The 13,381-nt window shown below is 61.9% G+C and carries 8 protein-coding genes; all 8 read right to left on the bottom strand.

Annotated features, from left to right (window positions below):
* Positions 1 to 63: 63 nt before the first annotated feature.
* The 8 genes from recQ to rplK all read right to left on the bottom strand — a co-directional run bounded on the left by recQ (position 64) and on the right by rplK (position 13,285).
* Entirely contained in the window at positions 64 to 1,911 is a 1,848-nt protein-coding gene (recQ, locus tag BCEP18194_RS07305) for a DNA helicase RecQ (protein WP_011350672.1), read from the bottom strand.
* Between the two features lie 18 nt (positions 1,912 to 1,929).
* Positions 1,930 to 2,151: a hypothetical protein gene (locus BCEP18194_RS41115; protein WP_157687158.1), complete on the bottom strand. Its 222-nt coding sequence runs from the start codon at positions 2,149 to 2,151 to the stop codon at positions 1,930 to 1,932.
* 21 nt (positions 2,152 to 2,172) lie between these two features.
* Positions 2,173 to 6,417, bottom strand: coding sequence for a DNA-directed RNA polymerase subunit beta' (gene rpoC / locus BCEP18194_RS07300; RefSeq protein WP_011350671.1), 4,245 nt, complete (start codon positions 6,415 to 6,417; stop codon positions 2,173 to 2,175).
* Between the two features lie 21 nt (positions 6,418 to 6,438).
* Positions 6,439 to 10,545 (bottom strand): DNA-directed RNA polymerase subunit beta, encoded by a 4,107-nt coding sequence (rpoB, locus tag BCEP18194_RS07295; RefSeq protein WP_011350670.1) that lies wholly within the window; start codon positions 10,543 to 10,545, stop codon positions 6,439 to 6,441.
* Between the two features lie 379 nt (positions 10,546 to 10,924).
* On the bottom strand, positions 10,925 to 11,299 hold the full coding sequence (gene rplL / locus BCEP18194_RS07290; protein ID WP_011350669.1) for a 50S ribosomal protein L7/L12: 375 nt from the start codon (positions 11,297 to 11,299) through the stop codon (positions 10,925 to 10,927).
* A gap of 63 nt (positions 11,300 to 11,362) precedes the next feature.
* Positions 11,363 to 11,860 carry a 50S ribosomal protein L10 gene (rplJ, locus tag BCEP18194_RS07285; protein WP_011350668.1) on the bottom strand — a complete coding sequence of 166 codons (498 nt, stop codon included), beginning with the start codon at positions 11,858 to 11,860 and terminating at the stop codon, positions 11,363 to 11,365.
* 294 nt (positions 11,861 to 12,154) lie between these two features.
* A complete protein-coding gene (rplA, locus tag BCEP18194_RS07280; protein ID WP_011350667.1) occupies positions 12,155 to 12,853 on the bottom strand; it encodes a 50S ribosomal protein L1 in 699 nt (232 codons plus the stop codon).
* Entirely contained in the window at positions 12,854 to 13,285 is a 432-nt protein-coding gene (gene rplK / locus BCEP18194_RS07275) for a 50S ribosomal protein L11 (protein WP_006477201.1), read from the bottom strand.
* Between the last annotated feature and the right edge of the window lie 96 nt (positions 13,286 to 13,381).

The following is a 13,381-nucleotide window of genomic DNA, read 5'->3' as shown; positions in this document are numbered from 1 at the left end:
TCAACGGCTTGCGTGATTCGCCAGCCGAACGTGTGGTTTACCGGAAGGGTCGGAACGCCTGTGTCAGGCCGATTCGACGACGTCGATGATCTCGTCGCCGAAGCGCTCCAGCTTGCGCACGCCCATGCCGGGGATATGGCGCAGGTCGTCGATCGACTCCGGCGCGTTGCGCGCGATCTCGGCGAGCGTCGCATCGTGGAAGATCACGTAGGCCGGCACGCCGTCCGTCTTCGCCGTTTCCGCACGCCAGGCGCGCAGCGCATCCCACCGTGCGCGCTCACGCGTGCCCATGCCGGCCGTCGGATCGACGCGCGTACCGCTGCGGCTCGACGACTGGCGCGTGCGCTGCGGCTTCACGTAGCGGCGCAGCGTGACCTTCTCCTCGTTCTTCAGCACGGGCTTCGCGGCCTCGGTCAGCACGAGCGCGCCGAAGCCGCCGTGATCGACGGCCAGGAAGCCGTACGCGACGAGCTGACGGAAAATCGCGCGCCACTCGGGTTCCGACAGCGACGCGCCGATCCCGAACGTCGTGAGCTGGTCGTGGCCGCGCTGCAACACCTTCTCGGTGCGCCCGCCGCGCAGGATCTCGATCAGGTGGCTCGAGCCGAAATTGAAACCGCTCGCGCGCTGCGCGCGGAACACGCAGGACAGCGCCATCTGCGCTTCACGCGTGGCGTCCCACGAAGCCGGCGGCTCGATGCAGGTGTCGCAGTTGCCGCACGGCTTGCTCTCCTCGCCGAAGTAGTTCAACAGCCGCACGCGACGGCACGAGATCGTCTCGCACAGCCCGAGCAGCGCGTCGAGCTTCGACGTCTGGACGCGCTTGTGCGCGTCGTCCGCATCGGACTCATCGATCATCTTGCGCTGCTGGACGACGTCGCCCAGACCGTACGCCATCCACGCATTCGCGGGCATCCCGTCGCGGCCGGCGCGGCCCGTTTCCTGGTAGTAGCCTTCGACGCTCTTCGGCAGATCCAGGTGCGCGACGAAGCGCACGTCCGGCTTGTCGATGCCCATGCCGAACGCGATCGTCGCGCACATCACGATGCCCTCCTCGCGCTGGAACATTTCCTGGTGCTTTTGCCGCACCTCGAACTCCATCCCCGCGTGATACGGCAGCGCGCGCACGCCCTGCGCCTTCAGCCATTCGGCCGTTTCCTCGACCTTGCGGCGCGACAGGCAATAGACGACGCCCGCATCCGTCGTGCCGTCGGCATTCGTGTGTTCGGCGCGGATGAAATCGAGCAGCTGCGACCGCGCGTTGTCCTTTTCGACGATCCGGTAGCGGATGTTCGGGCGGTCGAAGCTCGACACGAACACGCGCGCGTCGTCGAGCGCGAGGCGATGGATGATCTCGTCGCGCGTGATCGCATCGGCCGTGGCGGTCAGTGCGATGCGCGGCACCGACGGGAATCGCTCGTGCAGCACCGACAGCTGGATGTATTCCGGACGGAAATCGTGCCCCCATTGCGACACGCAGTGCGCTTCGTCGATCGCGAACAGCCCGATCTTCGCGCGCTCGATCAGGTCGAGGAAGCGCCCCGTCATCAGGCGTTCCGGCGCGACGTAGAGCAGATCGATTTCACCTTCGCGCAGCGCGCGCTCGGTCGCCGCGGCCTCGGCACCCGACAGCGTCGAATTCAGGTACGCGGCGCGCACGCCCACTTCCCTCAGTGCGGCGACCTGGTCCTGCATCAGCGCGATCAACGGCGACACGACGATGCCGGCGCCCTGCCCGGCCTCGCGGCGCAGCAGCGCCGGAATCTGGTAGCACAACGACTTGCCGCCGCCGGTCGGCATCAGCACGAGGCAATCGCCGCCGCCGGCGACGTGCTCGACGATCTCGCCCTGCTGGCCGCGAAATGCGGGATAACCAAATACTTCGTCGAGGATTTCGAGGGCGCGGGACATGAATGAGGACTGGGACGGCTAAACGGTGACCGCAATTTTAACAACCCGCTCGCGCGACGCGTGGCGAATCGTGCGGATTTGGCCGATCGGCCAGGTTCGTTCGCGCGCATGACGAGCCTGCGGCGTCCGCGCGGCAAGTGATTGCGATGGCTGCGGCAGGCTCGTCATGCGCGTGAACGACAGATGAAAAAAAACCGCCCGGCAGAACCGGGCGGTTTCGGTGACAGCGAGGTAAGGCAAGGCGGCTCGCGCCGCCCGCGCTTACTCGGCTGCCGGGTGTTGCTGCGGCTCTTCTGCCGGCGCGCTCGGCGTGCCGAAGTCGAATGCCTCTTCCGCTGCGATCTGGTCGAAACGCTCGCGATCCGACGATTCCTTCGCCTTGCGTGCCTTGTGGAACGCGAGACCCGTACCGGCCGGAATCAGACGGCCGACGATCACGTTTTCCTTCAGGCCACGCAGATCGTCGCGCTTGCCCATGATCGCCGCTTCGGTCAGCACGCGGGTCGTTTCCTGGAACGATGCCGCGGAGATGAACGAGTCGGTCGACAGCGATGCCTTCGTGATACCGAGCAGCACGTTGTCGTACGAAGCCGGACGCTTGTCCTCGGCGATCATGCGATCGTTCTCGTCCAGCATGTCGGAACGCTCGACCTGTTCGCCCGGGATGAAGCGCGTATCACCGTTGTCGGTGATCTGCACACGACGCAGCATCTGGCGAACGATCACCTCGATGTGCTTGTCGTTGATCTTCACGCCCTGCAGACGATACACGTCCTGCACTTCGTCGACGATGTAGCGCGACAGCGCCTCGATACCCTGCAGACGCAGGATGTCGTGCGGATCGGCCGGACCGTCCACGATCATTTCGCCCTTGTTGACGACCTGAGCATCGTGAACCAGAACCTGCTTTTCCTTCGCGATCAGGAACTCGTGCTGGTTGCCCTCGAGGTCCGTGATGACGAGACGCTGCTTGCCCTTCGTATCCTTACCGAACGACGTCGTACCGGTGACTTCCGCGAGAATGCCGGCATCCTTCGGCGAACGCGCTTCGAACAGTTCCGCCACCCGCGGCAGACCGCCGGTAATGTCACGCGTCTTCTGCGCTTCCGTCGGGATACGTGCAAGCACTTCACCGACCTGCACCTGCTGGCCATCCTTCACGGTGATCAGTGCGCCGACCTGGAAGCCGATCTGCACTGCGTGCTCCGTGCCCGGAATCTTCACTTCGTCGCCGTTCGCGTCGAGCAGCTTGACCTGCGGACGCACGCTCTTCGAAGCTTGCGAGCCACGACGCTTCACGTCGATCACGACCAGCGTCGACAGGCCGGTCACGTCGTCGATCTGCTTCGCGACGGTCACGCCTTCCTCGACGTTCTCGAACTTCACCGTACCACCGTACTCGGTGATGATCGGACGCGTCAGCGGATCCCACGTGGCGAGCTGCGTGCCTGCCTTGATCGTCACGCCGTCGAGCTGCAGCAGCGTCGCGCCGTACGGCACTTTGTGACGCTCGCGCTCGCGACCGAAGTCGTCGGTGATCATCGCTTCGCCCGAACGGGAAATGACGATCTGCTCGCCCTTCGCGTTCGTAACGTAGCGCATCGTCGCCGTGAAGCGGACGATACCGTTGCTCTTCGCTTCGACCGACGAAGCCACTGCCGCACGCGATGCCGCACCACCGATGTGGAACGTACGCATCGTCAGCTGCGTGCCCGGTTCACCGATCGACTGTGCCGCGATCACGCCGACTGCTTCGCCGACGTTCACGAGCGAGCCGCGGCCGAGGTCACGGCCGTAGCAGGCTGCGCACAGGCCGTAACGCGTTTCGCAGGTCAGCGGCGTGCGAACGCGCACTTCGTCGATGCCGAGGCGTTCGATTTCCTCGACCGCCGTTTCGTCGAGCAGCGTGCCCGATTCGTACACCGTTTCCTGCGTTTCCGGGTTCACGACGTCCGCAACCGCAACGCGGCCGAGGATACGGTCACGCAGCGCTTCGACGACTTCACCGCCTTCGACGAGTGCCTTCATCGCCACGCCGTTCGACGTGCCGCAATCGTCTTCCACCACGACCAGATCCTGCGTGACGTCGACGAGACGACGCGTCAGGTAACCCGAGTTCGCGGTCTTCAGTGCCGTATCAGCCAGACCCTTACGTGCACCGTGGGTCGAGATGAAGTACTGCAACACGTTCAGACCTTCGCGGAAGTTCGCGGTAATCGGCGTCTCGATAATCGAGCCGTCCGGCTTCGCCATCAGGCCTCGCATACCGGCCAGCTGACGAATCTGAACCGCCGAACCCCGGGCGCCCGAGTCGGCCATCATGTAGATCGAGTTGAACGATTCCTGGCGCGTTTCCTTGCCGTCGCGGTCCGTCACCGGCTCCGTCGACAGCTGCTCCATCATCGCCTTGCCGACCGCTTCCGACGTTGCCGACCAGATGTCGACCACGTTGTTGTAGCGTTCCTGCGCGGTGACGAGACCCGACATGTACTGACGGTCGTACTCCTTCACCTTCTTCGCGGCGTCGCCGACGATCGTTTCCTTCTGCGGCGGCACGAGCATGTCGTCCACGCAGATCGAGATGCCGGCACGCGTCGCGAGACGGAAACCCGACTGCATCAGCTGGTCGGCAAACACCACCGTCGCGCGCAGACCGCACTTGCGGAACGCCGTGTTGATCAGGCGCGAGATTTCCTTCTTCTTCAGCGGCTTGTTCAGCACCGAGAACGGCAGGCCGTGCGGCAGGATCTCCGACAGGATCGCGCGACCGACGGTCGTCGCGTACAGCGAGATCTTCGGCACGAACGGCGGTGCGCCTTCCGACGTGTCTTCGTTGTGGACCATTTCGGTGATCCGCACGTTGACGCGCGATGCGAGCTCGACTTCCTTGTTCTCGTACGCGCGGATCACTTCCGACACGCCCGTGAACGACAGGCCTTCGCCCTTGCCGTTGACCGCTTCGCGGGTCGCGTAGTACAGACCCAGCACGATATCCTGCGACGGCACGATCGACGGATCGCCGTTGGCCGGGAACAGGACGTTGTTCGACGCCAGCATCAGCGTACGCGCTTCCATCTGCGCTTCGAGCGACAGCGGCACGTGAACGGCCATCTGGTCACCGTCGAAGTCGGCGTTGAACGCCGCGCAGACGAGCGGGTGCAGCTGAATTGCCTTGCCTTCGATCAGCACCGGCTCAAATGCCTGGATACCGAGACGGTGCAGCGTCGGCGCACGGTTCAGCATCACCGGGTGCTCGCGGATCACCTCTTCGAGGATGTCCCACACCACAGCCGTCTGGTTCTCGACTTCCTTCTTCGCAGCCTTGATGGTCGTCGCAACGCCCATCACTTCCAGCTTGTTGAAGATGAACGGCTTGAACAGTTCGAGCGCCATCAGCTTCGGCAGACCGCACTGGTGCAGCTTCAGCGTCGGGCCGACCACGATGACCGAACGGCCCGAGTAGTCGACGCGCTTGCCCAGCAGGTTCTGACGGAAACGACCGCCCTTACCCTTGATCATGTCGGCGAGCGACTTCAGCGGACGCTTGTTCGCACCCGTCATCGCCTTGCCGCGACGACCGTTGTCGAGCAGCGAGTCGACGGCTTCCTGCAGCATCCGCTTTTCGTTGCGGACGATGATTTCAGGCGCCTTCAGCTCGAGCAGACGCTTCAACCGGTTGTTACGGTTGATCACGCGGCGATACAGGTCGTTCAGGTCCGACGTCGCGAAACGGCCACCGTCCAGCGGCACGAGCGGACGCAGTTCCGGCGGCAGCACCGGCAGCACTTCGAGGATCATCCACTCGGGCTTGATGCCCGAGCGCTGGAATGCCTCGAGGACCTTCAGGCGCTTCGCGTACTTCTTGATCTTCGCTTCCGAGCCGGTGTTCTTCAGCTCGGTGCGCAGCGTCTCGACCTGCTCGTCGATGTTGATCGCGCGCAGCAGTTCACGCACGCCTTCCGCGCCCATTTCGGCACGGAATTCGTCGCCGTATTCCTCGACCTTGTTGTAGTAATCCTCTTCGGTCATGATCTGCCGCGCCTTCAGCGGCGTCATGCCCGGTTCGATCACCACATAGGCTTCGAAGTACAGCACGCGTTCGATGTCGCGCAGCGTCATGTCGAGCACCATGCCCAGACGCGACGGCAGCGACTTCAGGAACCAGATGTGAGCGACCGGCGAGGCCAGCTCGATGTGGCCCATCCGTTCGCGACGCACCTTCGCCAGCGTCACTTCGACGCCGCACTTCTCGCAGATCACGCCGCGGTGCTTCAGACGCTTGTACTTGCCGCACAGGCACTCGTAGTCCTTGATCGGCCCGAAGATCTTCGCGCAGAAGAGACCATCGCGTTCCGGCTTGAACGTACGGTAGTTGATGGTCTCCGGCTTCTTCACTTCGCCGAACGACCACGAACGGATCTTGTCCGGCGAGGCCAGACCGATCTTGATCGCGTCGAAAACTTCTTCCTGTTGGACTTGCTTGAATAGATCGAGCAGAGCTTTCATTGCTTTCTCTCCGTAGTCCGATTAATTGCGGTCGAGATCGATGTCGATACCGAGCGAGCGGATTTCCTTCACGAGCACGTTGAAGGATTCCGGCATGCCTGCATCGATCACGTGATCGCCCTTGACCAGGTTTTCATAAACCTTGGTACGGCCGTTCACGTCGTCCGACTTCACCGTCAGCATTTCCTGCAGCACGTAGGACGCGCCGTACGCTTCGAGTGCCCACACTTCCATTTCACCGAAACGCTGGCCACCGAACTGCGCCTTACCACCCAGCGGCTGCTGCGTGACGAGCGAGTACGGACCGGTCGAACGCGCGTGCATCTTGTCGTCGACCAAGTGGTGCAGCTTCAGGTAGTGCATGTAGCCAAGCGTCACGCGACGTTCGAACATTTCACCCGTGCGGCCGTCGTACAGACGGACCTGGTTCTTCGACGGGTTCATGCCGAGCTGTTCAGCGATGTCGTCCGGGAACGCGAGGTCGAGCATCTTGCCCATTTCTTCCTCGGTCGCACCGTCAAACACCGGCGTTGCGAACGGCACGCCTTCGCGCAGGTTCTTCGCGAGTTCGAGGATCTCTTCGTCGGTGAAGCTTTCCAGGTCTTCCTGGCGGCCCGAGTCGTTGTAGATCTTCGTCAGGAACACGCGCATTTCCTCGATCTTCGCCTGACGCTGCAGCATTTCGCCGATACGCCAGCCGAGACCCTTCGCGGCCCAGCCGAGGTGCACTTCCAGAACCTGACCCACGTTCATCCGCGACGGAACGCCCAGCGGGTTCAGCACGACGTCTGCCGGACGGCCATCGGCCATGTACGGCATGTCTTCGATCGGGACGATCTTCGACACGACACCCTTGTTACCGTGACGGCCTGCCATCTTGTCGCCAGGCTGCAGGCGACGCTTGACCGCGAGGTACACCTTGACCATCTTCAGCACGCCCGGCGGCAGTTCGTCGCCTTGCGTGAGCTTCTTGCGCTTCTCTTCGAACGCGAGGTCGAACTGGTGACGCTTTTCTTCGATCGAGTTCTTGATCGCTTCGAGCTGCGCCGCTGCTTCGTCGTCCGCGAGGCGGATGTCGAACCAGTGGTAGTGGTCGAGGTCTTCCAGGTAAGCCTGGTCGATCTTCGTACCCTTCGCGAGCTTCTTCGGACCACCGTTCGCGACCTTGCCCACGAGCATGCGTGCGAGACGCTGGAACGCGTCGCCTTCCACGATGCGCAGCTGGTCGTTCAGGTCGAGACGGTAACGCTTCAGTTCATCGTCGATGATCTGTTGCGCACGCTTGTCGCGCTGGATGCCTTCACGCGTGAACACCTGGACGTCGATCACGGTGCCGCTCATGCCCGACGGCACGCGCAGCGACGTGTCCTTCACGTCCGAAGCCTTCTCGCCGAAGATCGCGCGCAGCAGCTTCTCTTCCGGCGTCAGCTGGGTCTCGCCCTTCGGCGTGACCTTGCCGACCAGCACGTCGCCTGCTTCGACTTCAGCACCGATGTACACGATGCCCGATTCGTCGAGACGGCCGAGCTGGACTTCTGCCAGGTTCGAGATGTCGCGCGTGATTTCTTCCGGCCCGAGCTTCGTGTCGCGTGCAACGACGTTCAGCTCTTCGATGTGGATCGACGTGTAGCGATCGTCTGCAACGACCTTCTCCGAGATCAGGATCGAATCCTCGAAGTTGTAGCCGTTCCACGGCATGAACGCGATCAGCATGTTCTGGCCGAGCGCGAGCTCGCCCAGGTCCGTCGAGGCGCCGTCGGCCAGCACGTCGCCGCGCGAGACCTTGTCGCCCATCTTCACGATCGGACGCTGGTTGATGTTCGTGTTCTGGTTCGAACGCGTGTACTTGATCAGGTTGTAGATGTCGACACCGACTTCACCTGCGACTGCTTCGTCGTCGTTCACGCGAATCACGATACGGCCTGCGTCGACATAATCGACGACGCCACCGCGGAACGCCTGAACCGTCGTACCCGAGTCGACCGCGCAGGTGCGCTCGATGCCCGTACCGACGACCGGCTTTTCCGGACGCAGACACGGCACGGCCTGACGCTGCATGTTCGAACCCATCAGTGCACGGTTCGCGTCATCGTGTTCAAGGAACGGAATCAGCGAAGCTGCCACCGACACGATCTGCGACGGCGCGACGTCCATGTACTGGATACGGTCCGGCGTGACCATCATCGTTTCGCCGGCTTCACGCGACGACACGAGTTCGTCGATCAGCTGGCCGTTCTCGTCGATCGCGGCGTTCGCCTGAGCGATCATGTAGCGGCCTTCTTCGATCGCCGACAGGTAGTCGATCTGGTCGGTCACCTTGCTGTCCACGACCTTGCGGTACGGCGTCTCGAGGAAGCCATACTCGTTCAGGTGCGCATACAGTGCGAGCGAGTTGATCAGGCCGATGTTCGGACCTTCCGGCGTTTCGATCGGGCACACGCGGCCATAGTGGGTCGGGTGCACGTCGCGGACTTCGAAGCCTGCGCGTTCGCGCGTCAGACCGCCCGGGCCCAGTGCGGAAACACGGCGCTTGTGCGTGATTTCCGACAGCGGGTTGGTCTGGTCCATGAACTGCGACAGCTGCGACGAACCGAAGAACTCGCGAATCGCCGACGAAATCGGCTTCGAGTTGATCAGGTCGTGCGGCATCAGGTTTTCGCTTTCGGCCTGGCCGAGGCGTTCCTTGACCGCGCGCTCGACACGCACGAGACCTGCGCGGAACTGGTTTTCCGCCAGTTCGCCGACGCAACGCACGCGACGGTTGCCGAGGTGGTCGATGTCGTCCACTTCGCCCTTGCCGTTGCGCAGCTCGACGAGGATCTTGATCGTCGCGAGGATGTCGTCGTCCTGCAGCGTCATCGGGCCGGTGATCTCGTCACGGCTGACGCGGCGGTTGAACTTCATACGGCCGACCTTCGACAGGTCGTACGCTTCTTCGCTATAGAACAGACGGTTGAACAGTGCCTCGACCGCTTCTTCGGTCGGCGGCTCGCCCGGACGCATCATGCGGTAGATCGCGATGCGCGCAGCCGTCCTGTCGGTCGTTTCGTCGACACGCAGCGTCGACGAAATGTACGGGCCCTGGTCCAGGTCGTTCGTGTAGAGCGTCTGGATGTCCTTGATGCCCGCTTCGCGCAGCTTCTCGAGCACGCTTTCCGTGACTTCGTCGTTCGCGCTCGCGATCACTTCGCCGGTGTCACCGTCGACGACGTTCTTCGCCAGCACGCGGCCGAGCAAATAGTCTTCCGGCACCGAGATGAACTTGGTCTTCGCGGCTTCGAGGTCGCGAATGTGCTTCGCGTTGATCCGCTTGTCCTTCTGGACGATGACCTTGCCATCACGATCCGTGATGTCGAAACGCGCGACTTCACCACGCAGGCGCTCGGGCACGAACTCGAGTTGCGCGCCTTCGTCCATCAGCGTGAAGTTGTCGAACACGAAGAAGTTCGCGAGGATCTGTTCCGGTGTCAGGCCGATGGCCTTCAGCAGGATCGTGACCGGCATCTTGCGGCGACGGTCGACGCGGAAGTACAGGATGTCCTTCGGGTCGAATTCGAAGTCGAGCCACGAGCCGCGATACGGAATGATCCGTGCCGAGAACAGCAGCTTGCCCGAGCTGTGCGTCTTGCCCTTGTCGTGTTCGAAGAACACGCCCGGCGAACGGTGCAGCTGCGAGACGATGACACGCTCGGTGCCGTTGATGACGAACGAGCCCGTCGGCGTCATGAGCGGCATTTCGCCCATGTACACTTCCTGCTCTTTCACTTCCTTGACGACCGGCTTGTTCGGCGATTCCTTGTCGAGGATGACAAGGCGGACCTTCGCGCGCAGTGCGGAGCAGTACGTCAGGCCGCGCTGCTGGCATTCCTTGATGTTGAATGCCGGCGCGGACAGCGCGTAGCTCACGAACTCGAGGCGAGCGAAGCCGTTGTGCGAAACAATGGGAAATACCGACGTGAACGCGGCCTGCAAACCTTCGGGCTTGCGTTGCGCCGCGAGCACATCGGCTTGCAGAAACGTGCTGAATGATTCAAGCTGGGTAGCCAGCAAGAAAGGAACTTGGTGAACGATGGGGCGCTTCGCGAAACTCTTGCGAATGCGCTTCTTCTCGGTGAAGGAATATTGCATACGATCTCCGAATCACGGCGGGTGCTATCGAGGCGGAATACCTGGACGTTTCAAACCCGAGTGTTCACCGACTGAGACCCGATGGCCGTCCGACACGGCTTGAACGAGCCGAGAAGCTTGGTGGTTGGCCGCTACCAACCGCTGGCTGACGGCAGCGGATGCCTGTGTTGCCCGCTACCCGACCAAACTTGCCTTCTGCAGTCGCTTCAGAAGACAAAGAGAACCGCCATTCGTGATCAATCGCAACGATCAGACGGTTTTCTTTGGCTTCTGGGGCCGATTATTCGGGCTCCCGAATGAGTGCCAGAATAACGACCCCACAAAGCACAAAAAGGCCGGCGGTGAAAATACCGCCAGCCTTCGCACAGCGCGCCGAAACTTACTTGATTTCGGCCTTCGCGCCTGCGTCTTCCAGCTTCTTCTTGGCTTCGTCAGCAGCAGCCTTCGGCACTGCTTCCTTGACCGGCTTCGGTGCGCCGTCAACCAGGTCCTTCGCTTCCTTCAGGCCCAGGCCCGTCAGTTCGCGAACTGCCTTGATGACTGCAACCTTGTTGCCGCCTGCTTCGAGCAGCATGACCGTGAATTCGGTCTGCTCTTCAGCAGCAGCAGCAGCGCCGCCGCCTGCCGGGCCAGCGACTGCCACTGCAGCTGCCGACACGCCAAACTTCTCTTCGAATGCCTTGACCAGTTCGTTCAGTTCCAGAACGGTCATCCCTTCGACTGCTGCCAGGATGTCTTCTTTTGCGATTGCCATTTGAAATACTCCTAAATTGAATTCGGATACAGCCAGCGATCAATGACGCTGATGCACGTTCGATTACGCAGCTTCCGCTTGCTTCTTCTCGGCCAGCGCGGCAAGAGCGCGCGCGAAGCTCGAAACAGGCGATTGCATAACGAACAGCAGCTTCGAGAGCAGTTCTTCGCGGCTCGGGATGCTTGCCAGCGCTTGCACGCCAGCCTTGTCCATCACCTTGCCATCGAACGAACCAGCCTTGATGACCAACTTGTCATTGCTCTTGCTGAAGTCGTTGACGACCTTAGCAGCAGCAATTGCATCTTCCGAGATGCCGTAGATCAACGGGCCAGTCATCTGCTCTGCCAGCGGAGCAAAAGGCGTACCTTCAACAGCGCGACGCGCCAGCGTGTTCTTCAACACGCGCAGGTAAACCTGTTGCTCACGCGCTTGCGCGCGCAGCTTGGTCAGATCGCCAACCGCAATTCCACGATACTCAGCCAGCACAACGGTCTGGGCCTTCGCGACTTGCGCGGAAACCTCAGCGACGACGGCTTGCTTGTCTTCTCTATTAAGCGGCACGGTTAGCCTCCAGAAACGATACGTTCGGCACGAAACCTCGCGTACCTCGTTCAACAACGGCGTCCGACCTCGTTAGGAGTATTTCCACCTCACGCCGGGAATCGCTTCACGGCCTGCGGCTTCACCACTGCAAAACTTTCTCGGGTTCGCCATCTGCGTTGGCTTGAATTAAGGGATCACCTGACTGCTGCGCCCCACCAACGGTCTTTGATAACCGGTTGCCCGCCTACTGCACGAACAACCGCCCAAAGCCCATGTAGGCCGCTTCGCGAACGAAGCGGCCCGAATACTTGCTTACTGTGCTGCCAGCGTACCCTGGTCGACGCGAACGCCGACGCCCATCGTGCTCGACAGTGCAATCTTGCGCAGGTAGACGCCCTTGCTCGTTGCCGGCTTTGCCTTCTGCAGCGCTTCGATCAGTGCCGACAGGTTCGAACGCAGTGCGGTCGGTTCGAACGATGCACGGCCAATGGTCGCGTGGATGATACCGGCCTTGTCGACACGGAATTGCACCTGACCAGCCTTCGCGTTCTTGACGGCGGTTGCGACGTCCGGAGTGACCGTACCGACCTTCGGGTTCGGCATCAGGCCGCGCGGGCCGAGGATCTGGCCGAGCGTACCGACGATACGCATCGTGTCCGGCGAAGCGATCACGATATCGAAGTCCATCTGGCCAGCCTTGATCTGCTCTGCCAGGTCTTCCATACCGACGATTTCCGCGCCTGCTGCACGCGCTTGCTCAGCCTTCTCGCCTTGCGCGAACACAGCAACGCGAACCGACTTGCCCGTACCTGCCGGCAGAACGACCGAACCACGAACGACCTGGTCCGACTTCTTCGCATCGATGCCGAGCTGGACTGCGACGTCGATCGACTCGTCGAACTTCGCGCTCGCGCATTCCTTCACGAGGCTCAGTGCTTCTTCGATCGCGTACAGCTTCTGACGATCAACCTTGGCAGCAAATGCCTGACGGCGCTTGGAGATCTTAGCCATTTACACGCCCTCCACAGTGATGCCCATCGAGCGTGCGCTACCAGCGATGGTGCGAACGGCTGCGTCCAGATCAGCTGCCGTAAGGTCCGGCATCTTGGTCTTCGCGATTTCTTCAGCTTGAGCGCGCGTGATCGAACCGACCTTGTCGGTGTGCGGCTTGCTCGAGCCCTTGTCCACCTTCGCCGCCTTCTTGATCAGGACGGTCGCCGGCGGCGTCTTCATCACGAACGTGAAGCTCTTGTCAGCGAATGCCGTGATGACCACCGGCACCGGCAGACCCGGCTCCATGCCTTGAGTCTGCGCGTTGAACGCCTTGCAGAACTCCATGATGTTCAGGCCGCGCTGGCCCAGTGCCGGACCGACCGGCGGCGACGGGTTGGCTTTACCTGCAGGGATCTGCAGCTTGATAAAGCCGATAATCTTCTTTGCCATTTGTGAACCTCATTGGAACGCCGGAGAAGGCGTTCGGTGAGTAGTAACGCGCTTTCGCCACTGGCTACTGACGCTCCTCAACGGCCATGACGCGGG

Origin of the sequence: Burkholderia lata, from assembly GCF_000012945.1 — a bacterium.
Lineage (GTDB): Bacteria > Pseudomonadota > Gammaproteobacteria > Burkholderiales > Burkholderiaceae > Burkholderia > Burkholderia lata.
Note: the sequence above shows the minus strand (reverse complement) of the source record. Positions and strands in the feature narration are given on the sequence as shown.